This is a genomic window from Wenyingzhuangia gilva (assembly GCF_030519655.1).
GTDB classification, from domain to species: Bacteria; Bacteroidota; Bacteroidia; order Flavobacteriales; family Flavobacteriaceae; genus Wenyingzhuangia; species Wenyingzhuangia gilva.
In genome coordinates, this window is sequence record NZ_JAUMIT010000006.1 from 26,593 (window position 1) to 49,445 (window position 22,853).

17 protein-coding genes are annotated in these 22,853 nt (G+C 31.2%); 4 read left to right on the top strand and 13 right to left on the bottom strand.

The genetic code is table 11. The features are described 5' to 3' along the window. Positions 1-10: 10 nt before the first annotated feature. The 4 genes from QVZ41_RS11575 to truA are packed head-to-tail and all read right to left on the bottom strand — an operon-like array spanning position 11 to position 5,209. On the bottom strand, positions 11-2,308 hold the full coding sequence (locus tag QVZ41_RS11575) for a transglycosylase domain-containing protein (RefSeq protein WP_302884745.1): 2,298 nt from the start codon (positions 2,306-2,308) through the stop codon (positions 11-13). 9 nt (positions 2,309-2,317) lie between these two features. Next, positions 2,318-2,698, bottom strand: a complete 381-nt coding sequence (locus QVZ41_RS11580) for a Rid family detoxifying hydrolase (RefSeq protein WP_302884746.1) — start codon at positions 2,696-2,698, stop codon at positions 2,318-2,320. Further along, positions 2,698-4,470: an ABC transporter ATP-binding protein gene (locus QVZ41_RS11585; RefSeq protein ID WP_302884747.1), complete on the bottom strand. Its 1,773-nt coding sequence runs from the start codon at positions 4,468-4,470 to the stop codon at positions 2,698-2,700. Before QVZ41_RS11585 ends, QVZ41_RS11580 begins: the two co-directional genes overlap by 1 nt. Next, positions 4,457-5,209: a tRNA pseudouridine(38-40) synthase TruA gene (truA, locus tag QVZ41_RS11590; RefSeq protein WP_302884748.1), complete on the bottom strand. Its 753-nt coding sequence runs from the start codon at positions 5,207-5,209 to the stop codon at positions 4,457-4,459. Before truA ends, QVZ41_RS11585 begins: the two co-directional genes overlap by 14 nt. 110 nt (positions 5,210-5,319) lie before the next feature. On the opposite strand from truA, the gene QVZ41_RS11595 reads away from it, so the two are divergent. Further along, complete coding sequence (locus tag QVZ41_RS11595) at positions 5,320-5,814, top strand: metallophosphoesterase family protein (protein WP_302884749.1); 495 nt, start codon at positions 5,320-5,322, stop codon at positions 5,812-5,814. Here QVZ41_RS11595 and QVZ41_RS11600 read toward each other — a convergent pair. Together QVZ41_RS11600 and QVZ41_RS11605 are read right to left on the bottom strand one after the other, a co-directional pair. Then, entirely contained in the window at positions 5,811-7,586 is a 1,776-nt protein-coding gene (locus QVZ41_RS11600) for an AMP-dependent synthetase/ligase (protein ID WP_302884750.1), read from the bottom strand. The genes QVZ41_RS11595 and QVZ41_RS11600 overlap by 4 nt on opposite strands. Before the next feature lie 56 nt (positions 7,587-7,642). Continuing rightward, entirely contained in the window at positions 7,643-8,587 is a 945-nt protein-coding gene (locus tag QVZ41_RS11605) for a LysR family transcriptional regulator (RefSeq protein WP_302884752.1), read from the bottom strand. A 115-nt stretch (positions 8,588-8,702) separates the two neighbouring features. Here QVZ41_RS11605 and QVZ41_RS11610 point away from each other — a divergent pair, with 115 nt between their 5' ends. Continuing rightward, positions 8,703-9,170 (top strand): Dps family protein, encoded by a 468-nt coding sequence (locus tag QVZ41_RS11610; RefSeq protein WP_302884753.1) that lies wholly within the window; start codon positions 8,703-8,705, stop codon positions 9,168-9,170. Positions 9,171-9,242: 72 nt separating this feature from the next. Here QVZ41_RS11610 and QVZ41_RS11615 read toward each other — a convergent pair whose 3' ends face one another. From QVZ41_RS11615 to QVZ41_RS11640, 6 genes are all read right to left on the bottom strand, one after another. Next, positions 9,243-10,214, bottom strand: a complete 972-nt coding sequence (locus QVZ41_RS11615; RefSeq protein WP_302884754.1) for a transketolase family protein — start codon at positions 10,212-10,214, stop codon at positions 9,243-9,245. A 63-nt stretch (positions 10,215-10,277) separates the two neighbouring features. Next, the gene (locus QVZ41_RS11620) at positions 10,278-10,853 is read right to left on the bottom strand and encodes a Maf family nucleotide pyrophosphatase (RefSeq protein ID WP_302884755.1); all 576 of its coding nucleotides are present in this window, start codon (positions 10,851-10,853) and stop codon (positions 10,278-10,280) included. 14 nt (positions 10,854-10,867) lie between these two features. After that, on the bottom strand, positions 10,868-11,716 hold the full coding sequence (locus QVZ41_RS11625; RefSeq protein ID WP_302884756.1) for a geranylgeranylglycerol-phosphate geranylgeranyltransferase: 849 nt from the start codon (positions 11,714-11,716) through the stop codon (positions 10,868-10,870). Beyond that, positions 11,717-12,172, bottom strand: a complete 456-nt coding sequence (gene smpB / locus QVZ41_RS11630; RefSeq protein WP_302884757.1) for an SsrA-binding protein SmpB — start codon at positions 12,170-12,172, stop codon at positions 11,717-11,719. 11 nt (positions 12,173-12,183) lie between these two features. Next, positions 12,184-12,624, bottom strand: a complete 441-nt coding sequence (locus QVZ41_RS11635) for a hypothetical protein (RefSeq protein WP_302884758.1) — start codon at positions 12,622-12,624, stop codon at positions 12,184-12,186. A gap of 39 nt (positions 12,625-12,663) precedes the next feature. Then, the gene (locus tag QVZ41_RS11640) at positions 12,664-13,299 is read right to left on the bottom strand and encodes a nitroreductase family protein (protein WP_302884760.1); all 636 of its coding nucleotides are present in this window, start codon (positions 13,297-13,299) and stop codon (positions 12,664-12,666) included. Positions 13,300-13,513: 214 nt separating this feature from the next. Between QVZ41_RS11640 and QVZ41_RS11645 the strand changes: the two genes are divergently transcribed. Next, the gene (locus QVZ41_RS11645) at positions 13,514-14,905 is read left to right on the top strand and encodes an MFS transporter (RefSeq protein WP_302884761.1); all 1,392 of its coding nucleotides are present in this window, start codon (positions 13,514-13,516) and stop codon (positions 14,903-14,905) included. Positions 14,906-15,526: 621 nt separating this feature from the next. After that, a complete protein-coding gene (locus QVZ41_RS11650) occupies positions 15,527-17,158 on the top strand; it encodes an ABC-F family ATP-binding cassette domain-containing protein (protein ID WP_302884762.1) in 1,632 nt (543 codons plus the stop codon). Positions 17,159-17,212: 54 nt separating this feature from the next. Here QVZ41_RS11650 and QVZ41_RS11655 read toward each other — a convergent pair whose 3' ends face one another. Next, a complete protein-coding gene (locus QVZ41_RS11655) occupies positions 17,213-22,543 on the bottom strand; it encodes a GEVED domain-containing protein (RefSeq protein ID WP_302884763.1) in 5,331 nt (1,776 codons plus the stop codon). Positions 22,544-22,853: the final 310 nt, after the last annotated feature.

Here is a 22,853-nt window from a genome sequence, read left to right on the forward strand (position 1 = left end):
AGCTTTTTTGTTATTCAATGCTATCTTTTTCTTCTTCTCCTTCTTCTCCTTCTTCTCCTTCTTCTTCTTTGTTACCACCAAAGAGTCTCGTAAAAAAGTTCCCTTTCTTCTTTTTCTTTTTATCAAAAAGATCAAATATTTTTTCAAAGGTGTTTTCTTCTCTATAGAATTCACAATCACAACTACTTAGAATATCTTCATCAAATGCTGGAAACCCTGCCGATAACTGTTGGTTGATATTTGTATCTTCATAGTTTTTAGAGACGATGCCACCAATAATTGGCAAAGCAGCTACAGAGCCACCACCTATTTTTGAAGGTAAATGGATGCTAGGATATTTACAACCTACCCATGAACCAATAATAATGTCAGAATTAAAACCGATAAACCAAGAATCACTATAATCTTGTGAGGTTCCTGTTTTTCCTGCCCAATCTCCTTTAGCTCCGTATTGAGATTTTAATCTAACAGCTGTTCCTTTATCAACCACACCTTTTAGTAAAAGTTGCATGGTTTCCATGGTTTTTATATCTAAAACAGGTTCTTTTTCTTCTTGACTATCTTTGTGCTGATAAATAATATTCCCTTTTGCATCTTTAATTGCAGTGATATAATATGGATCTACTTTGTATCCTCTAGTCGCAAAAGGAATATAGGCGTGAACAATGGTTTGTAATGAATAATTAGTTGTTCCTAAAGCTGTTGAAGGGACTCTTTTTAATTCTTTATCTAATCCTAATGCGCTAGCAGTTTCTTGCAATTTATCAGCTCCTACTTTAAAATAAGTAGCTACGGTAGGTACATTTACACTTTTGGCTAAAGCTCCTACCATAGTGTAATATCCTCCATCTGAATGATCGTAGTTTTCAGGTTTCCAATCGTCATAATCCGTGTAGGTTTTTACTTCGTTGTTAATCCAATCACAAGGTTTTTCACCGTCTTCTAAAGCAGCTGTGTAAACAATAGGTTTAAAAGTAGAGGCTACTTGTCTTTCGCTAGTAATTAAGTTGTAGGGTAAAAATTCAAAATTATTTCCTCCTACGTAAATTTCTACGGCACCATTGTGAGTATTCACCCCATAAATAGCAGTATTAATCATTTTAAGATAATGACCAATAGAATCTAATTCTGAGTAATTGTTGTCTTTGTCTTCCCAGTTAAATATTAATCTTTTTTGTTTGATGTTACTACTATCTTTAATAGCAGCATTACTCAATCCAGCATTTTTATAACGCTTGTATTTTCTTGTTTGTTGCCATTCTTTCTGAATAATATTTTGGATGTTCTTTTTGTATTTAAGAATATTCCAATAGGAGTCCATTGATTTTTGCAATTTAATCAAGTGAGCTTTTCTTGTTTCTAAAGCAGTTTCTTGTAAAGCAGAAACTAATGTGGTCTCAATAATCAATCCATCATTTTCTATTTCCCATGCACTACCATCTTTCTTCTCAAAGTCTTTTAAAATTAGATCTGCCTTGCTTCTTACTTGTTTTAAAAAATACCCATTTGGATTTTCTATCACCAAGTTACTGTACTGAATGTTTACAGAATCTTTGCTGTGTTTTAAATACTCATCATCATTTAAAAAACCTGCTTTTTTCATTTGAAACAAAACGGTGTTTCTTCTTTTAAAAGCATGATCTGGGTGTTGTCTAGGGTTGTAATAAGTGTTGGCTTTTAACATCCCAACCAAAATAGCGGATTGTTCTAGATTAAGTTTGTTTACAGGAACTGAAAAATAACGTTGTGAAGCAGATTCAATTCCATAGACACCTTCTCCAAAAGGTACAGTATTAAAGTAAAGAGATAAGATTTCTTGTTTGGTGTAAATAGACTCTAATCGGTTGGCTAAAATAGCCTCTTTGGTCTTGTTTACAGGCATTGAAAGTATCCCAAAATCTTTTCTTTTAAATAAATTTTTTGCCAATTGTTGAGAGATGGTACTACCTCCACCAGATGAAGCATCTCCTAATAATATTGTTTTAAACAAAACCCTAAGCATAGCCACTTTATCTATACCATTGTGTTCGTAAAAACGAGCATCTTCAGTAGCAATTAAAGCATTGATTAAGTTTTTAGGTAATTTTTTAAAAGCCACATTGGTTCTATTGGTATGAAAAAATTTACCAATAATTTTATCATCAGCACTATAAACCACACTGGCTTGTGCTTGTTTAATTTCTGTTAATTCTTGTTTGTTAGCAATAGGTCCAAAAGCTCCAATGTAAACCAGTCCTATAAAACTGGCAATTCCCAAGGCTCCTAAAAAAACACTAAAAACAATAAAAATGATGAGTTTACGTATCATGTTGGTTGTTTATATATGTGCAATTACAGATATTTCAACAGATACATTTTTAGGTAATTTGGATACTTCTACACATTCTCTGGCGGGAGCTGTCATTTCATTAAAATAGGTAGCGTATACTTTATTCACATCTGCAAAATCATCCATATTAGCTAAAAATATTGAAGCTTTTACGACATTTTCAAAAGTAGCACCAGCTTCTAATAAAATTGCTTTGATGTTTTTCATGACTTGATTTGTTTCAGCTTGAATATCTTCTGTCACAAAACTTCCCGTTTTAGGATCTATAGCAATTTGACCGGAAACATATAAAATTCCGTTAATAGCTACAGCTTGGTTGTAAGGTCCTACAGGTGCAGGTGCATTTACGGTTTGAAATATCTTTTTCATTATGAGGCAATTTGTTGGTTAGCGAATTGTTTGTCGTATAAATTTTTATAAAAACCATCAGTCGTATTCAGCAATTCTTGATGTGTTCCTTCTTCTACAATATGTCCTTGATCTAATACAATTATTCTATCAGCATTTTTTACAGTTGCCAAACGATGAGCAATTACAATACTGGTTCTTCCTTGGGTGATTTTATCAATGGCAAACTGAATCATTTGTTCTGAATGTGAATCAATAGAAGAAGTGGCTTCATCTAAAATTAAAATACTTGGATTAGATACATAAGCTCTTAAAAAAGCAATTAATTGTCTTTGTCCAGAAGAAAGCATCACACCACGTTCTTTAACATTGTATTCAAACCCACCAGGTAAACTTTCTACAAATTCTTCAATTCCAATTTGTTTGGCAGCATTTTTAATTTCTTCCAAAGTAATTTCTTCTTTTTGTAAACTAATATTGTTTTTAATGCTATCAGAAAATAAGAAAACATCTTGTAAAACAATGGCAATTTCATTTCTTAAAAAGTTTAAATCATAGTCTTTAATTGGTGTTCCATCTATCATAATAGTTCCACTATCAATATCATAAAAACGATTGATAAGGTTTATTATTGTTGATTTACCTGCTCCTGTAGCTCCAACAATCGCAATGGTTTCTCCTTGTTTTACGTTAAAGGAAATTCCTTTGAGTATTTTTTCATCTTTTAAATAACTAAAGATAACATCTTTAAAATTAATATCTCCTTTGATGTTTTTAGGTTTAAAAGTTCCTTGTGCATCAATATGACTTTTGGTATCCATAATTTCAAACACTCTGTCTCCTGCTACCATTCCCATTTGTAAGGTGGTAAATTTATCGGCTATTTGTCTTAAAGGTCTAAATAGCATTTCTGTCATCATAATAAAACCAATAATTTCTCCTGCAGTAACATTGTTGCTTTCAGCCAATTCTTTACCTCCAAACCATACAATTAAGCCTACAGCAATGGATGATAATACTTCTGCAATAGGATAAAATATAGAGAAATACCAAACTGTTTTGATGTGAGCCGTTCGGTGTTTTTTATTGATGTCTTGAAACTTTTGATATTCAATATCTTCTCTGTTAAAAAGCTGTACAATTTTCATTCCCGTAACTCTTTCTTGTACAAAACCATTTAAATTGGCTACTTGAATGCGTACTTCTTGAAAAGCGGTTTTAATAGCTTTTTGAAAAACTTTGGTAGCATAAATTAAAACAGGCAATACCACAAATGCTATCAATGCTAGCTTCCAGTTAATTACAAGCATTACTACAGCAATGATGAACATTTTAAGAATATCATTGACAATCATAAACAAACCTTGACTAAAAAACTGTGCAATGGTTTCTACATCAGATACTACACGAGTCACCATTCTACCAACCGAAGAGTTGTTAAAGTAGGCCATGTTAAACCTTAAAATATGTTTAAAAAGTTTGGTTCTAATATCTTTAATAACACTTTGTCCCAAAACATTGGCTAGGTATATAAAACATAGTTGAAGTAAAACCTCTGCAATAAGAGCAACCAAAATAACAATCACAAAGTTTAAAAAACCTTCTTCGGTTTTTGTGTAAACATACCTATCAATTCCATTGATAATTAAGTAAGGTCTAACTGCAGAAACAGCTGCCAATAAAATGGAAAATATAGCGGTAAAAATAAATAATCCTTTGTATGCCATGGCATAACTCATAATTCGACTAAAAATATTTACGTCGAGTACTTTTATTTTTTTATTCGTTGACATTCTTGATGTTTTCAGGGTATATAATTTCAGTTAAAAATAGACCGTGGGCTGGGGCAGAGGCACCTGCATTAGATCTTTCTTTACTGTTAATAATTTCTTTAATAGTTTCGGGCATTATTTTACCAAGTCCAACTGCATATAATGTGCCAACGATGGCACGAACCATGTTTCTTAAAAAACGATCTGCAGAGATGTGAAATACCAATTGATTTCCGTTTAAAACAAATTCTGCTCTGGTAATATCACAATTATAAGTTCTTACATCTGTTTTAGATCTAGAAAAACATTTAAAATCAGTAAAATCTAATAAATATTTAGCGGCTTGATTCATGGCATCAATGTTTAATTGTTGATTTATTTGCCATTCCGTATCAGTCGTAAAAGGACTTTTACCTAACAATATTTTGTATTCGTAACTTCTTTTAATAGCATCAAAACGGGTGTGAGCTTCTTTGTTTACTTGAAATATTTTATGAAATACAATATCATCGGGTAATAAAGCATTGATTTTATAACAATAAACTTCGGAGTCTAGTTCTAGTTCTGTATCAAAATGAATAAACATTTGAGAGGCATGTACTCCTGCATCGGTTCTACCAGCAGCAACTATTTCTATTGGCTTTCTTAAAATTGTAGAAAGGCTTTTTTGTACCACTTCTTGTACACTAATGGCATTTGGTTGTATTTGCCATCCGTGATAATTTTTACCTAAATAAGAGAGTTCTGCAAAGTACCTCAATTGCTTGTTTTTTTAGAGTATAAAGGTATTGAATTATGGGGTTACAATCAACACAAACTATGAAGTAAGAAAGTGGATGAAATTGAATAAAAATATCGATTTTTGTAAGTATGAAAATATTATTACTTTCTGATACCCATAGTTTTTTAGATGATACAATTTTAAAATATGTAAAATTAGCAGATGAGGTTTGGCATGTAGGAGATATTGGAGAAATAACGGTGACAGATGCGATAAAAAAACTAAAGCCTTTACGAGCTGTTTATGGTAATATTGATGGGACAGAAGCTAGAGCAGAATTTCCTTTAGACAATCGTTTTGTAATTGATGGACTTGATGTTTGGATGACTCATATTGGGGGATATCCTAATAGATACAATTTGAGGATTAAAGAAATGATAAAAGAAAACCCACCAAAATTATTTATTAGTGGGCATTCACATATTTTAAAAGTTCAGTACGATCAAAAATTACAATTGTTACACATGAATCCTGGAGCAGCAGGAAAACATGGATTTCATCAGGTGAGAACTATGTTGCGTTTTGAAGTTTTAAAAGGAGAAATAACCAATTTAGAAGTGATAGAATTAGGAAAACGTGCTTAACGAATTCCGTATATTTTTTGATACAAATCTTTATAAATTTCTAAAACTATTTTACGTTTAACCTTCATTGTAGGAGTTAAATGACCTCCATCAATACTCCACTCATCAGGGGTTAACTCAAATCTTTTGATTTGTTCCCAATGTCCAAATTTTTGATTGCAAACTTGTATTTCTTGATGTATTCTATCAATTACCAAAGGATTTAGAATTAGTTTTTCATTGGTTTCTACTCCCTCTATATTTTTAATTTTACACCAGTTACGCATAAAATCAAAATTAAGTTGAATAAGGGCTGCTGGCATTTTTTCACCTTCTCCAATGACCATGATTTGTTCTATAAACTTAGATTGTTTTAAATCATTTTCTAACAAAGTAGGTACAATGTATTTACCACCAGAAGTTTTAAAAATTTCCTTTTTACGATCGGTGATTTTTAAAAAACCTTCACTATCCAACTCTCCAATATCTCCTGTATGAAAATAATCGCCTGTCATTACACTTTCTGTTTTTTCAGGATCTTTAAAATATCCCAACATTACATTAGGTCCTTTGACTAAAATTTCACCATCATCGGCAATTTTTACTTCTACGTTATCAATAGGTTTTCCTACAGTTCCAATTTTAAAGGCTTTGTTTTTAATGTCGTTTACTGCAATTACAGGAGAAGTTTCGGTTAATCCATATCCTTCTAAAATGGTCATTTCTGCAGCAGCAAAAACTCTAGCCAATCTAGGTTGTAAGGCAGCGCTACCAGAAACTAAGGTGCTTAAATTTCCGCCCAAAGCTTCTCTCCATTTACTAAAAATTAATTTTCTAGCAATTTTTAATTGAAATTCGTACCACCAACCATTGGCACCAAAAGGCTCATATTTTAAACCAAGGTCTACAGCCCAATAAAATAAAGCTTTTTTTATTCCTGTTAATTCATGACCTTTTGCATAAATTTTATCGTACACTTTTTCATATAAACGAGGAACTCCCGTCATAATATTTGGCTTGATCTCTTTTAAGTTATCACTAACTTTTTCAATAGATTCTGCAAAATAAATTTCAATACTTTCATATAGATATAAGTATAAAATCATTCTTTCAAACACATGACAAACAGGTAAAAAACTCAAAGCTTTGGTTTTACCTCTTTCCAAAGGCATTCTAGGAGAACTGTCTATGGTGTTAGAAACTAAATTTTGATGACTCAACATCACACCTTTAGGTCTTCCAGTTGTACCTGAAGTATAAATAAGCGTTGCTAAATCATTGGTTACAATGCTATTTTTTCTTTCTTCTAATAATAAATCTTTGTTAGAATTTTTACCAGACTCAATAATTTCTATCCAGTTTTTAACATCTTTAATTTCATCAAAAGAGTACACTTCTTTGATTGCAGTTTTGTCCTTAATAAGGTTTATTTTTTCTAATACTTCAGTATCAGAAACAAAACAATAGATAGCACCAGAATGATTTAAAACATATTCATAATCATTGGCAGAGATAGTAGGATAAATAGGAACACTTTGTGCACCTGTTTGTAGAATTGCCATGTCTAGAATATTCCACTCTGTTCTGTTATTAGATGAAATAATTGCAATTTTATCATTTTTTTTAATTCCTAATTCTAACAGTCCTTTTGAGGCATAATGATACTGTTCAACAAATTGTTGAGTAGAAATAGAAACCCATTCACCATTGTATTTTGTGGTGAATGCTTTTTTTAACGGTAGATTTTCTAGTTGATATATTGGAAAATCAAAAATCCTAGTTACAGATTGCATTATTTATAATTTAATAAGGTATTTTAAGATATAAAATTAAAATATGATAAACAATATTAATTTACTGATTTTAAAGGACTGATAATATCTACATCAGTAAAGGCAATAAGTCCTCTAATAACTCCTGATACTTCGTCTTTTAAAGCATTTATAAGTTGTAGCTTTAGTTCAGATTTATGATAAATCATGCTAACTTCTCTTGCAGGATAAGGTTTTTTAAATTCTCGAATTAATTTTTTGTCTTCATCACTTAAATCTAAAGAGTGTAAATAGGGCAAAAGGGTCATTCCCATTCCTTCTTTAGTTAGTTTAATTAAAGTATTAAAACTACCGCTTTGCAAGGCAAATTGCTTTTTGGTATTAGGACTTAGAGAGCTACAAATATTTAACACACTTTCTTTAAAACAATGTCCGTCTTCTAACAACAACAAATCGTCTAAACTTAGGTCTTGAGGATCTAAGAATTTATCATTATACAATCTATGATTTGGGTTAACCAAACCAATAAAAGGCTCGTAATATATAGGAGATTCTACAATACTATCATCATTTAAAGGAGTTGCAGCAATGGCTGCATCTAAATATCCATCTTTCAGTTTTTGAATGATTTCTGCAGTAGTCAATTCGTTAATAACCAATTCTACTTTTGGATATTTTTTATTAAAGTTTTTAAGAAACAAAGGCAGTAAACTAGGCATGATGGTTGGAATGATTCCAATTCTAAATTCCCCACCAATGTATCCTTTTTCTTGGTCTACAATATCAGTAATCCTATTACTTTCATTTACAATAATTTTAGCTTGTGCTACTATTTTTTTACCAACATCAGTCAATTCAATAGGTTTTTTATTTCTATTAAATATTTGAATATCTAAAGATTCTTCTAACTTATGTATTTGCATACTTAATGTAGGTTGGGTCACAAAACAGTGCTCTGATGCTGTGGTAAAATTTTGATATTTAGCTACTGCTAAAACGTATTTTAATTGAGTAATGGTCATAAAAACAGAATGTGTATCGATATTATTTATAAATATATTAAAATTATCAATTATAATTATGGATTTAACTTCTTAATTCCTCCTAATTTTGGAACATAATTAAAAATCATATATAATGAAAACATTAGTAGGAATTGAAACAAAGAGTGCAAATATAATCATTGACAATCTAAACGATTTATTAGCAAATTTTCAAATTCATTATCAAAATTTAAGAGGATTACATTGGAATATTAAAGGAAAAAACTTTTTTGAATTACATGTAAAGTTTGAAGAATATTATACAGATTCTCAATTAAAAATTGATGAGATCGCAGAAAGAATTTTAACTTTAGGAGGAACACCATTACATACTTTTACCGATTATTTAGAAGTTTCTAAAATAGGAGTAGGTAAGAACATTACCAATGATGTGGAGGCTGTAAATTTAGTAGTAAAAGGCTATAAACAGTTATTGGAAATTGAAAGAGAATTATTAGTTGTTTCTGATGAAGCAGATGATGAAGGAACCAATGCTATGATTAGTGATTTTGTGAGCGAGCAAGAAAAAACTTTATGGATGTTAAATGCTTGGTTAGGGTAAAATATAATCTATCATAAAATAAAAAAGGCATCCAATTTGGATGCCTTTTTTATAATGATTGATAAAAAAAAACTAGGTTCTTTTAATCGCTTTTTTAGATGCAGCAACAATTGCAGTAGCATTTAAATTGTATTTTTCCATTAATTGAGCAGGAGTACCAGATTCTCCAAAAGTATCTTTAGTACCCACAAACTCTTGTGGAGCTGGATTGTTTAGTGCCAATGTTCTAGCAACACTTTCTCCTAAACCACCAATAATATTGTGTTCTTCAGCAGTAACAACACATCCAGTTTTAGCAACAGACTTTAAAATCAATTCTTCATCTAAAGGTTTAATGGTGTGTATGTTAATTACTTCAGCAGTAATACCTTCTTTTTCTAATGCTTCAGCAGCTTGTAAAGCTTCCCAAACCAAGTGTCCTGTTGCAACAATTGTTACATCATTTCCTTCAGTCATTTGAATACCTTTACCAATCACAAATTTATTTTCGTTTTCAGTATCAGTAAACTTAGGCATAAAAATAGGCACTACAGGTCTACCAAAACGTAAGTAAACAGGTCCTTCATGTTCTGCAATTGCAATAGTAGCAGCTTCTGTTTGATTAAAGTCACAAGTATTGATTACTGTCATTCCAGGAATCATTTTCATCAATCCTATATCTTCTAAAATTTGGTGAGTAGCCCCATCTTCTCCAAGTGTTAAACCAGCATGAGAAGCACAAATTTTTACGTTTTTGTCAGAATAAGCAATAGACTGTCTAATTTGATCGTAAACACGACCCGTAGAGAAAGCAGCAAAAGTTCCAGTAAAAGGAATTTTTCCTCCAATAGTTAAACCAGCAGCAATTCCCATCATGTTAGCTTCTGCAATACCAATTTGGAAAAATCTTTCAGGATTTTCTTTGATAAATTCATCCATTTTTAATGAACCAATTAAATCGGCACATAATGCTACTACATTAGGATTTGTTCTACCTAAATGAGCCAAACCAGTACCAAAACCTGAACGAGTATCTTTTTTCTCTGTGTATGTGTATTTTTTCATTTTACAGTTCTAACATTTAATTGTCGGCAAAAGTAATAATTTTATATGGTTACAGGAATTATATTAAAAGTTTTTAAGCTCTTTATATAACTTTTGCACAGGTAAGCCTACTACATTTGCATAACTACCTTCAATTTTGGTAACGCCAATCATACCAATCCATTCTTGAATACCATAACTACCTGCTTTGTCAAAAGGTTTGTAGTTCTCTATGTAGTAGTTAATTTCTTTTGAAGTTAGTTCTTTAAAATATACCGTAGTTTTGTCTGTAAATACTTTGGTTTTTTTAGTAGTGGCAATACAAACAGAGGTAATTACTTCATGACTGCTGTTAGATAACTCTTCTAACATTTTAAAAGCATCAAGATTATTCTTGGGTTTTTCAAGTGCTTTGTTGTTAGACCACACAATAGTGTCGGCAGTAATTAGTAATTCATCATCTGCTAAATGAATGGCATTCGATTTAAACTCAGCTAAAAATTCAGTAATTTCTTCTGCTTTAAAATGGTGAGGATAAATTTCCTGACTATCTATTGTTCTGCTTTCAAATGGAATGTTTAAATCTTTTAAGAACTGCTGTCTTCTTGGTGATTTAGAACCTAAAATAACCTTATAGTTTTTAAGAATATCTAATAGCATGTATGTTGTTTATGTTAAGTAAAAAGTATGGTAAAAATTCCAAAGGCTATAATAAATTTAAGAATCTTACTAATTTTTGAAAAATCGTGTTTTTTCTGAATCTTTTTTAAGATAACAAAAATATAAGATAGTGGTAGTATTAATGTGATAAAAATGTAAATTTTGAATAGCATTTTATCAGATAGATATAATAATATCATTAAACAAGCAATAGTAATAAAGGTAATTATTCTTGCGATGTTCGAAGTACGTTTACTACCAATTAAGATAGGAAGTGTGTTTAGGTTTGCTTTTTTATCACCTCTCATATCTTCGATATCTTTAATAATTTCTCTAATCCAGTTTATTAAAAAAGCAAACAAAGCAAGAATGCTTATGATATGTTGTTGTTCTAATGAATTAGGAATTAAAATGATAAAAAACAATAAAGAAAAACTGGTAAAAGAAGCTATAAGGATGTTTCCAATAACAGGAACTCCTTTTAAGTATTTACTATAGAGGTATAATAAAATCATGACAGGAACTCCGTATATACAAAAGATATAATTTTTAAGGAGTAGACTAGCCCAAACAACAAATACAATACCGATGAAGTTGAAGGCGTAATAAGTGAAGTAACTTTTTTTTACAGAAATTTTGGTGCCTACAATTAATTTGTGGGGTTTGTTAATTTCATCTGGAACAACATCAAAAATATCGTTAATGATATTTCCTCCTGCTGCAAAACAAAAAGTACAGATGAGGTAAAAAAATACAGGTAAGGTAAGTTGATTAAAAGAATAGATACTCCAAATAATAATGACTTGACAAATACTAATTAAGACCAGGTTTTTCCATCTTATTAATTGGAGTATAGCAATCATTTAGTAAGCTTTTTTAACTCTGTCTAATGATATTTTGTTTTCTCTATCTTTAATAGTTTGTCTTTTATCATATAATTTTTTACCCTTACATAGCGCAATTTCTAATTTAGCCAAACCTTTGTCGTTTAAAAACATTTTTAGAGGTACAATGGTCAATCCACCTGCTTGTACTTCTTTGTTCAGTTTTTTTAACTCCTTTTTATTTAAAAGTAATTTACGAGAACTCTTGGGCTTATGATTATACGCGTTTCCATATAAATATTCTTCTATAAACATATTGATGGCAAACAATTCTCCCTGATCATTAAATTCACAAAAGCTATCTGTAATTCTAGCTTTACTCAATCTAATAGATTTAATTTCGGTACCTGTTAGTACAATTCCAGCTACGTATTTATCAAGAATCTCATATTCAAATCGAGCTCTTTTGTTTTGTATGTTTATTTTTTTTTGCATGAATTTTTTAGTTATAATTCGTTAATTCTGTAACGAATGTTAAGCCCAAACCTTAAAATATCAATAGAGGTTTTGGTAATGATATTTAATTGTGGTCTCCAATCTAAACCAAAGGTGATTGGTGTGTTTTTTAAAAGATATTCTACTCCAGTTTCTCCATTCACTCCTAATATAAAAGGATCTCCTATAAAAGTACCAATTCCTACACCAAAATAATATTGAAAACTAGGATTATTTTCGTTAAGTGGTTTTACTTTAAAATCATAAAGTAAATTGGCTCCAATTCCATTCCCAAAAGTAATATCTCCATGTAATCTGGTTTGGTCGTCAAAGTTTACAATTCCGTCAACAGCAACATTACTGTCTCCAAAACTCCCTAGTCTAACTCCTATTTCTTGAGAAAATAATTGAGTGCTAAGCACAAAAAACAAAATGGTAATTATCTTTTTCATGTTTATTTTTTTGAGTTGCGCAAAAATACAAGTTTAGATTTAGATACTAACAAAAGTACTAAAGTCTTTAATGTTTCCTTGTTGATCTCTCCAAGCTCCTGTAATTTGTGTAGAACCCTCTATGTTGTTTTTATTAAAAATAAAAATACTGCCTAATAATTGTTCGTTTATAGGAATGTTAAGAAGTTTTTTAAAAGCCTTTTCTCTTAAACTACCGCCACTAGACCAATAAGTTTCATAGTTTTTTTCAGTAGTAACTAATAGTAAGTTTTGAATGGCAGCACTTGTGGCAGCAATATGTTCTATGTTTTTTTGATTCAGTTGAATCTCATCATTTTCTAAAGGTTCTGGAATCCAAGTTGCTTGAATTAATGCCGAAGCAGTGTTTAGCATTTGTACAATTTTACCTCCATCTATATTATTGTCTTTATAATAATTAGCCAAATCTCTACAAGTTTTAGTGTCTAGTATATAAAATCTCCATGGAGCTACAGATTTTAATTGATGAGTATCAATGGCTCTTTTATTTGCTGGATAGTGAAAAGGAGCTTTACCTGCATAAGCAATGATTTCTTCTAAGTCAGAAATAGAAATTTCGGTATCAGTAATTGCTTTAGGTTCATTGCTTAAAACTTTTAAAGTTCTTCTTTTATGTATAATGTTCTTGATAGACATAGATTTTGTTTATTAATATGAATGATAATGAAAAATAATTAATAATTAAAGAATTCAAAAAACTGTTTTTTAGTAGTTTTTGGTTTGTTTCACCTAGGTAATTTCGATTTTTTTAAATAATTATAAGAATGATTTTTTTTTGTCTTAATAAATCACGTATATTTGCAGGTATAAATACGTAGTTTTATACGTATTTGTTTTAGAATAAATTATTATGTCAGTATCATTAAAATCAACAAAATTAGATTTATTTAATTTTAAAAGTAAGCCAATTCAAACTTTCTGGATCACCTCTATAGCATTTTTTATGTGTTTCTTTTCGTGGTTTGGAATCGTACCATTTATGCCATTTGTAGTAAAAGATTTAGGCTTAACCCCAGATCAAAAATGGAACTCAATCATCTTAGCAGTTACAGGAACTGTTTTTGCTCGTTTGTTAATCGGTAAATTATGCGATAAATATGGACCTCGCTTATGTTACACTTGGTTATTAATATTAGGGGCAATTCCCGTTATTTTAATAGGTTTGGTGCAAACACCATTACAGTTTTTAATTTGTAGATTTTTAATAGGTTTTATTGGGGCTTCATTTGTTATCACACAGTTTCATACTTCTATTATGTTTGCTCCCAATATTGTAGGTACAGCCAATGCGACTTCTGCAGGATGGGGAAATTTAGGAGGTGGAGCTAATCGTTTAGGAATGCCATTAATTGCTGCAGGTGTGATTAGTTTTGGCGTTGCTGAAACAGAAGCGTGGAGGTATTCTATGATTGTTGCAGGAAGCATCTGTTTTTTAATGGGATTGGTTTATTACTTTTTTACACAAGATACTCCGGAAGGAAATTTTAAAGAATTAAAAGCATCGGGTGATATGCCAGAGCTTAAAAAAGATGAAGCTGGGTTTATGGTCGCTGTTAAAGACTACCGTGTTTGGATTTTATTTTTAGTATATGCAGCTTGTTTTGGAATGGAGTTAACAGTGTATGGTACAATGGATGATTATTTACAAAACACCTTTCAGTTAGAAAGAGTTACGGCAGGAAACCTAGTATTGTCTTTTGCTTTAATGAATATTTTTGCAAGAACTTTAGGAGGTTTCTTCGGAGATAAGTTTGGAAAGTTAAAAGGTTTAAAAGGTAGGGTGCTTTTTTTAGCTGTTATTTTAACTATAGAAGGGGTGATGTTAGCAACTTTCTCAGGATCTCAAAACTTTATCGTTGCTTTTATTTTCTTAATCTGTTTTAGTTTGTCTGTACAAATGGCAGAAGGAGCAACTTTTTCTGTAGTCCCTTTTATCAATAAAAAAGCTATTGGATCTATTAGTGGTATAGTTGGAGCAGGAGGAAATGTAGGAGCTTTTTTAGCGGCTATTTTATTAAAATCTAAATCTGCTATTGCGGAAAAAGAAGCCATCATGGCAACCCAAGGAGCAGCTAAAGAGGTTATTAAATTAGCACAATCCGCAGCCTCTTCTAGCGCAGTATCAAGTGGTTATTTTATCATTGGTGTTTTGGTGGTCATCACTGCTTTAATAGCTTTAACTATTAAGTTTTCTGAACAAGATGAATTGGCAGTGGTACCAAATAATGTAAAAACAGCATAGTATATAATAAACCAACTAAACTATATTTTTTCAACCCTTGATTTAATTTTAAATCAAGGGTTTTTTATGCTGATGAATAAAAGATAGGTATTGAATTAAGAATAATCTAAAAAAAACAAACTTATTCTTTGGTGTAACTATATTTATTACTTAGTTTTGCAGGTATAAATACGTAGTTTGTTTGCGTATTTGTGTTTTGGTAAATCTTTTAAATTTTTACTAAAAATTACCTGTAGAGTGTTGTGTATTATTAAACAAGCAAACGTAAAATAAAGAATTGGGAGGTTTTTTAAATATTTGTTAGTTATGTAATAGTGTTAAAACTATTATATATCAATATTGGATTAGGTTGAACACATCGCAAGTTGATAATTTTTTAAGTTTTATTTTCATGATAGAGTTTAATTTATGTCATAAAACATCAACGCTTTGCAGGTTTATTAAATTGTATTATCCTATGCTTATGTACTTAAGCTAGTTTTAATAGTTTCTAGTTATCTCTTGCCATTTCAATAGTCAGGAATGGCAAGTATTTAATTTATTTCACGTATAAAATAGAGTAGCCCTAGACATTAGTCTGGGGTTTCTTTTTTGTATTTTTGTGCTTTTAAAAAACTTTTTATGATTTCTGTAGATAATTTAGCTGTTGAGTTTAGTGGACATACCCTTTTTAGTGATGTTTCATTTGTCATCAACGAAAATGATAAAATAGCCTTGATGGGGAAAAATGGTGCTGGAAAGTCAACCATGATGAAAATTATTGCAGGAATGCAAACACCTACTCGAGGAGGAATCCGTTGTCCTAAAGATACTGTTATTGCATATTTACCTCAGCATTTGTTAATGGATGATGATTGTACAGTAGTAGAAGAAGCTTCAAAAGCTTTTAAAGAGGTTTTTGAAATGAAAGCTGAAATGGAAGATTTGAATAAGCAGTTAGAAACCAGAACTGATTATGAATCTGACGAATACATGAAAATCATAGAACGTGTATCGGACTTAGGTGAGAAATATTATGCTTTAGAAGATGTTAATTTTGAGGCAGAAGTAGAAGTTGCTTTAAAAGGATTGGGATTTACTCAAAACGATTTTAATAGACCTACTTCAGAATTTAGTGGGGGGTGGAGAATGCGTATTGAGTTGGCAAAGATTTTATTAAAAAAGCCAGACTTAATTCTGTTAGATGAGCCTACCAACCACGTAGATATTGAATCTGTAATTTGGTTAGAAAATTTCTTGCTAAACAAAGCAAAAGCAGTGATTGTAATTTCTCACGATAAGGCTTTTGTTGATAATATTACCAATAGAACTTTAGAAGTTTCTATGGGGAAAGTTTATGATTACAAAGCAAATTATTCTCATTATTTAGAGTTGAGAAAAGAACGTAGAGCCAATCAACAAAAAGCCTATGATGAGCAGCAAAAAATGATTGCTGATAATAAATCATACATAGAGCGTTTTAAAGGAACTTATTCTAAAGCTTCTTCGGTTGCTTCAAGAAAAAGAATGTTAGAAAAGTTAGAACTTATAGAGGTTGATGAAGTAGATACTTCTTCTTTAAGATTGCGTTTTCCTCCCTCTCCACGTTCTGGTGATTATCCAGTAAAGGTCGAGAATATGAGTAAATCTTATGGAGATCATGTAATCTTTAAAGATGCCAACATGGCTATTGCCAGAGGAGAGAAGGTAAGTTTTGTGGGGCAAAACGGTCAAGGAAAATCGACCATGATTAAAGCAATTATGGGGCAAATAGATTTTGAAGGTTCTTGTGGTTTAGGTCATAATGCTAAAGTTGGATATTTTGCTCAAAACGAAGCATCTTTGTTAGATAATGATTTAACCATTTTTGAAACGGTTGACAATGTTGCAGTAGGTGATATTAGAACTCAAATTAAAAACATCTTAGGTGCCTTTATGTTTAAAGGTGATGATATTGAGAAAAAAGTAGGAGTGCTTTCTGGAGGAGAAAAAACACGTTTGGCCATGGTAAAGTTGTTATTAGAACCTGTGAATGTTTTAATACTAGATGAGCCTACCAACCATTTAGATTTACGTTCTAAAGATGTGATCAAAGAAGCATTACAAAATTTTGATGGAACCTTGATTTTGGTTTCTCATGATAGAGATTTCTTAAAAGGATTATCAGAAAAAGTATATGAGTTTAAAGAAAAAAGAGTGGTGGAGCATTTTGAAACTATTGATGCTTTCTTGGAAAGAAATAAAGTGGAGAGTTTAAAAGAAATGGATTTGTAATTTCTGAATAATCAATATAAAAAAGCACCTCAATTGAGGTGCTTTTTTTATGTTTTAAGATTTCTTTTGAATGTATATCTTTTTAGAAATTTCTCCTTTATCAGTATAAATTTTCAGAATATAAATATTTGGAGCGATATTACTTTCTAAGTTTATGTTAATGTTTTTCTCATCAGTAAAGTCTGACCAACTATTTGTTTTTTGACCAACAATATTAAACAGCACTATATCATTAATTTTTAAAACTCCATCATTTTGTATGATAATACGATTGCTTTCTGAAAGATACTTTGTATATATTTTGTATGTATTCAATTCATCAACATTAAGAGCTTTACCTTCTTTGAAAGCAAGAACAAATCTATCGGTGTATGTTCCTTCTATTAAATTAAGTGTTGCTTGTTCATTACTTATTAATTGGGTTACCTCTGTGTTTTTATCTTTCAGATAAACATTTCTATTTATGTTTTGCCATTCATCAATACTAATTTTAATCTCACCATCATATCCCATTACAATTTCTAAAGGAACTTCTAGTTCATCATTAATTTCTTGAACACCAGCAATTGCATATTTTTTTTCATCATTAGGAAATTTCCAATAAATATCTGTTTTTCCGTCATTATATGACTCTGAATCATAGCCAGGATCATAGGCAAAAGAATTATTTTGGTTAAAAGAAACTCCTATTTGTCTGTGTAGGTTTTTATCATCAATATTCTTGAAATTCATTCCTAATTTGATAATAGGTAGGTTGTTCTCTTCATTTTTATGTTCTATAATTGGTAGGATTTTAGAAGTCTTAGCAGACATACTACTAATGTCTTTTCCCGCTGTTTTAAAGAATACAGATTGAGTGCCTTCTGTAATATATTCTCTTTGGCTATTATTAAATGTAAGGGTTCCTCCATCAGCATCACCTTGTACAAAAAAAGCTTGCCCCACAGGTATGTATGCTTCTGGGGTTGTATAGGTTCCGTTACCTAAGGTTGGAGTTCCATTATTTTCATTGTTGTTTGTAGCCACTTGATCTGCTGCTAATCCCATGGTTTTGTTTCTAGTAGCATAACCACCAACATAGCCTGCGTAGTCATGTCCATAAATACCAGTTGCATTTTTTTCTCCAACATGTTCCCAGAAATATAAAGTACCAGTTAGAACATTTTCATTGTCTTCTAGAAATTTCTTTGCACTTAAAGCAGATGGATAAGGGTTTCCTGTAAGATAATGCTCTTCACCAGCAATGCTAGTTGTAATTGTTCCGTCTTTAGGAGTTCCTACATAGGTATAATTTTGCACAACACCTGTTCCTTTCATGGTAAATCCATCTGTTTGTTGCATGTATAAGTTAGATCTTCTTTGAACATATCCACCTTCGTTATTTTCTGTGGTTTTGTATGTGTTCACCCAATAATCCGCTATGGTAATTGGGCTGGTCGCTGCACCATCATATACTTTACCTCCAACAAAATTAATGTCTACTATTTGAGAAGTGGCAGAAGTTGGAATCGTTCCATCTTTTAAAATATCCTCAAGGGTAAAAATAGTCTGACCAATAGAATTAACAGGTGAAGAGAAAAAACTATACCTGTAAATGCTAGGATTAGTGGTCTTTCTATCTATGAATAATTTTCCTGATCCAGTAAGTTGTTTAATTCCTGTGTGTGTTTGTATCAATTGCGAAGTTCCAGCCAGTCTTAAACTTGCTAAAAGGTTAATGTTGATATTATTACTTATGATTAAAGGTTGGTCTGTAATTGTAAATATATTACTACCAGTTATACTTAATTTACGAGCTTTTAAAGGATTGCTACTTTCTTCATAATTTTCATTAATAATTACATATCTAGATCTGTCAGGAGTTCCATTACTCCATGCGTTAGATGTTCTTGTAGTAGAACCAAAATAATGTTCTCCAAGTCTTATGTTTTTTCCTGTACTAGCCATGGTTACTTCTGATAATAAAGGAGCATTTGGGTGTCTTTCTGGACCACCATTTTCTTGATCTCTGTAAGGATCTAAATTATCATTCACAAAAGCAGTCCATTCACTTGCTGTATAGGTATTGTTATAGGTTAAAACATCATCATTACGAACATAAGAACTGTTGTTTTCTATGTTTGAAACTACGTCAAATCTGTTTTCCCAAGCAATATTTCCCATCTCAGAAACTATAGCAATAATGTCATCTGCACCATCAAAATTTGTAACATTATTATTGTCTAATGGCGTAATAGGTTGAACATTAATAGAGGAAGTGTTAGACTTGATTAATGTAGTAGCTCCAGGGTCTAAGCTAGTGTTTACAATATATGTTTCTGAAGGAGAAATTCCTGTTTGGTCTCCAGAGGTATTTTTGTAAAGAGCAACTATAACTGTATTTGTAGGTATGGTAGCGGCTCCTTTGTTTGTAATTTCAATCCATCTTTCTCCTAGTTCAGTGTGGTATACCTGCGTAATCATAGCAGATTCATAGGGTGTTGTGTCTCTAGGTTCTATATATAGGTCATAATCTTCTATATCTCCATTATTGTTAGAGTAATTACATGCATTTAAAGGAATTTGGTTTTGTAACATCGCAAAACGAATTCTTGTTTTTCCAGTAGCAGCAGAATTTGGTATTGAAATATTGGAAAAGGTTTCTGCAACGGTTGTTGTATTTTCTGTATTTAAGCTACTGTATATTTCTTCACCAGCATCCTCAAAATCTCCATCTTGGTTAAAATCTATCCATATGATAAAACCTACATTAGAAATACTTGATTTCTGATAAGTTACAGTTCCTGAAATAGTTCCTCCAGCAGTAACTGTGGCTGAATTTCCGCTAAAGTATTGATATGGTCCGCTGTTATCACCAGTAACTTGGTTTATTTGTCCAGAGTTTATATTGGTATTACTAATGTAAAAATTGGTGTTTAGATTAATATTGGCATTACTGTCATTACAGTATTGAATAGCAATAGTATTAAAAACGGCAAGAGAAGTAGTGGTGCTACCACAAGAACTATCTAGATTTAAACTTACTCTTACTTCATATTCTTCACCATTGTTTAGTCCTATTAGTGTAACGTTTGTTTGTGAAGATGTTGTTTCTAACCATGTACTAGACCCCGTTTCTCTGTACTCAATAATATAATCTGTATTGTCTACAGAGTCCCAGTTTACGATAGCAGTTGTTTCTGTAATATTTGTAACGCTTAAGTTTGTAGGTGTTGTAGGTGTTTTTATTGTAATGTTTTGTATACTCTCTGCTGTTGTACTACCGTTGTTAAAAAGCCAAGTAATAGTTCCAGAACTTGTCAGTGTGATGGGCTCTGATGTTGTTGCTGTTATTTGTGTTCCACATAAATAATCCATTACAGGAGCAATTGCTGTGTAAGTACAGTAAGCCTCGATATCTTCTAAATTAGGAGCGGTGAATGCTCCAGAAAAAGGTGAGATATTTACAATTGCAGTGCAAGAATCTGATAAACCATCTGGGTCAGTTACGGTTAAAGTAACTGCATTGTCTCCTAGGTCATTACAGGTAAAGGTGGTTTTGTCTAATGAAAAAGTTAAATCACTTTGTGCATCAAAATCGTCATAAGAACCATTATCTATTTGATCTGGAGTTATAGTTACATTTCCAGCTACATCTAAATTAATGTTTATGTTTCCTACACAAACTGCAGTTGGAGCTGTAGGTACAGGCCTAATGTAAAGATCGTAATCCTCAATATCTCCTTCTTCATAGTTAAATTGACATGCACTAGTTGGAGTATTATGACTCATTGCAACACGTATTCTTGTTTTTCCAGAACTAGCACTGGTCGGAATGGTAATATTTAAATTTTCAATTACAGTAGTAATTCCACCTGGAGTTGAGTTACTGTATACAAGTTCATTGCCATCGTCAAAATCACCATCTTTATTGTAATCAATCCATATAGAACATACAGTAGGAGTAGCCCAACTTGGTTTTTGATACGTAACTGTTCCTGTAAGATTTTCTCCTGCGGTTATAGTATTTGATATATCATTATAATATATGTATGGTCCGTCATTTTTAGTACTACTTTGTTTGATAGTTCCTATGGAGGTTTCACTAATGTAAAAATCGTTACTCTTACTAATGTCAGAGGTTTGCCCAACACAATATTCAACCTGAATAGTATTGAATGTTATAGAGTTGGTAAATGTAGCACAAGAGGCATCAACAGATATTTGTACTTCATATTCGCTTCCGTTGTCTAAATTAGACAAGTCAATGTATTTGTTGTTTGTTGTGTTTTCTAGCCATGAACTACTGTTTGTACGTTTGTATCTTACTTTAAAAGGACCATCATCTATAGCATCCCAACTTATTTTTGCCGTAGTTTCTGTGACAAATGTGCTTGTTATATTGGTAGGTGTTGTTGGTGTTGTAATATTAATAGTTTGTAGACTTGTTTGTATATTACTGCCATTATCAAATTTCCACGTAATGGTTCCAGAACTTGTAAGTGTAGTATTATCTGTAGTGGTAGCTGTAATTAATTGTCCACATTGATAATCCATTATTGGTGCCACTGCGGTATAACTACAATAGGCTTCTATGGTTGGTAATATTGGTGCTGTAAAAGAACCTGAATAGGGAGAAACATTTACTGTTGCAGTACAGCTATCTGTTAACCCATTAGTATCAGTTACTGTTAGTGTTACCGTGTTTGATCCTATATTTTCACAATTAAAAGTACTCTTACTTAATGAATATTTTAAATTTTCTGGAGCATCAACATCATCAAAAGATCCATTGTTTATTTGAGAAGGAGTGATGGTAACAGAACCAGAAACATCTAAATTAACATCTAAATTTCCAACACACAGTGATGTTGGTGGAGTTGGTACAGGTAAAATATTAATATTATAATCTTCAACTTCACCGTTTTGAAATCCTAAATCTTGAGGAGTGGGGGCTCCGTTCTGTTTTATAGCCATTCTCATTCTAGTGGTAGCTGTTGCAGCTCCACTTGGTATTGTAAAACTAAAGGCTTTTGAATTAGTTGAGTTGGTATTAGACTGTTCTGTAAATGAATAAATTTCTTCATCAACATCAACAAAGTCTCCGTCATTATTGTAATCAATCCATATTTTTATAAAGTATGTGTTCCACTTTTGGGCTCTATAATTTATGATTCCCGTATAGTTAATATTTTTGTTTACTGAGGTTGTACTATTACCGTAATAGGTATATTTATTATCGGCATTAGTATTGTTGTTATCAATATCACCAAACAAAAGCCTAGTAATGTAGAATTGATTATTGTTACTAATATTTATAGGGTCTGTATAAGTTTGTGCATTTGCAAAATTAAAAGCAAATAATATGAATGAAATGGTTAAGTATAGTTGAGATTTGATTTTCATAATATCAAAATAAGTATTTTGTTAGTTTTTTAAGTAGTTAAAGTACTCTTAATAAAGTTTAAATAGTTGACTTTTAAAGTGTTGTTTGTTCTGTTTTAATCGTTACAAAAGTACAAATTTCTATATTGAATCATTGATATTTGTTAGATTTTATACAAATACATTTTATAAATTGTGTTTGTTTTTTACAAAAGGACTTTATAAGCATGCAAAGATAAGTTATCGCTTTTTTATGAGTTAAAACGATGTGGTTTTAATCTAATAAATGTTATGAATTTAATATTTATTAAGTTCATTTAGAAAGACTTAA

Bases quoted from the DNA above. Each gene is read 5' to 3' on its own strand.
- QVZ41_RS11580 (WP_302884746.1), bottom strand. From the start codon at position 2,698: ATGAAAAAGATATTTCAAACCGTAAATGCACCTGCACCTGTAGGACCT.
- QVZ41_RS11640 (WP_302884760.1), bottom strand. From the start codon at position 13,299: ATGTCTATCAAGAACATTATACATAAAAGAAGAACTTTAAAAGTTTTA.
- QVZ41_RS11610 (WP_302884753.1), top strand. From the start codon at position 8,703: ATGAAAACATTAGTAGGAATTGAAACAAAGAGTGCAAATATAATCATT.
- QVZ41_RS11620 (WP_302884755.1), bottom strand. From the start codon at position 10,853: ATGCTATTAGATATTCTTAAAAACTATAAGGTTATTTTAGGTTCTAAA.
- QVZ41_RS11615 (WP_302884754.1), bottom strand. From the start codon at position 10,214: ATGAAAAAATACACATACACAGAGAAAAAAGATACTCGTTCAGGTTTT.
- QVZ41_RS11655 (WP_302884763.1), bottom strand. From the start codon at position 22,543: ATGAAAATCAAATCTCAACTATACTTAACCATTTCATTCATATTATTT.
- QVZ41_RS11650 (WP_302884762.1), top strand. From the start codon at position 15,527: ATGATTTCTGTAGATAATTTAGCTGTTGAGTTTAGTGGACATACCCTT.
- QVZ41_RS11600 (WP_302884750.1), bottom strand. From the start codon at position 7,586: ATGCAATCTGTAACTAGGATTTTTGATTTTCCAATATATCAACTAGAA.
- QVZ41_RS11645 (WP_302884761.1), top strand. From the start codon at position 13,514: ATGTCAGTATCATTAAAATCAACAAAATTAGATTTATTTAATTTTAAA.
- QVZ41_RS11625 (WP_302884756.1), bottom strand. From the start codon at position 11,716: ATGATTGCTATACTCCAATTAATAAGATGGAAAAACCTGGTCTTAATT.
- smpB (WP_302884757.1), bottom strand. From the start codon at position 12,172: ATGCAAAAAAAAATAAACATACAAAACAAAAGAGCTCGATTTGAATAT.
- QVZ41_RS11575 (WP_302884745.1), bottom strand. From the start codon at position 2,308: ATGATACGTAAACTCATCATTTTTATTGTTTTTAGTGTTTTTTTAGGA.
- QVZ41_RS11585 (WP_302884747.1), bottom strand. From the start codon at position 4,470: ATGTCAACGAATAAAAAAATAAAAGTACTCGACGTAAATATTTTTAGT.
- QVZ41_RS11595 (WP_302884749.1), top strand. From the start codon at position 5,320: ATGAAAATATTATTACTTTCTGATACCCATAGTTTTTTAGATGATACA.
- QVZ41_RS11605 (WP_302884752.1), bottom strand. From the start codon at position 8,587: ATGACCATTACTCAATTAAAATACGTTTTAGCAGTAGCTAAATATCAA.
- QVZ41_RS11635 (WP_302884758.1), bottom strand. From the start codon at position 12,624: ATGAAAAAGATAATTACCATTTTGTTTTTTGTGCTTAGCACTCAATTA.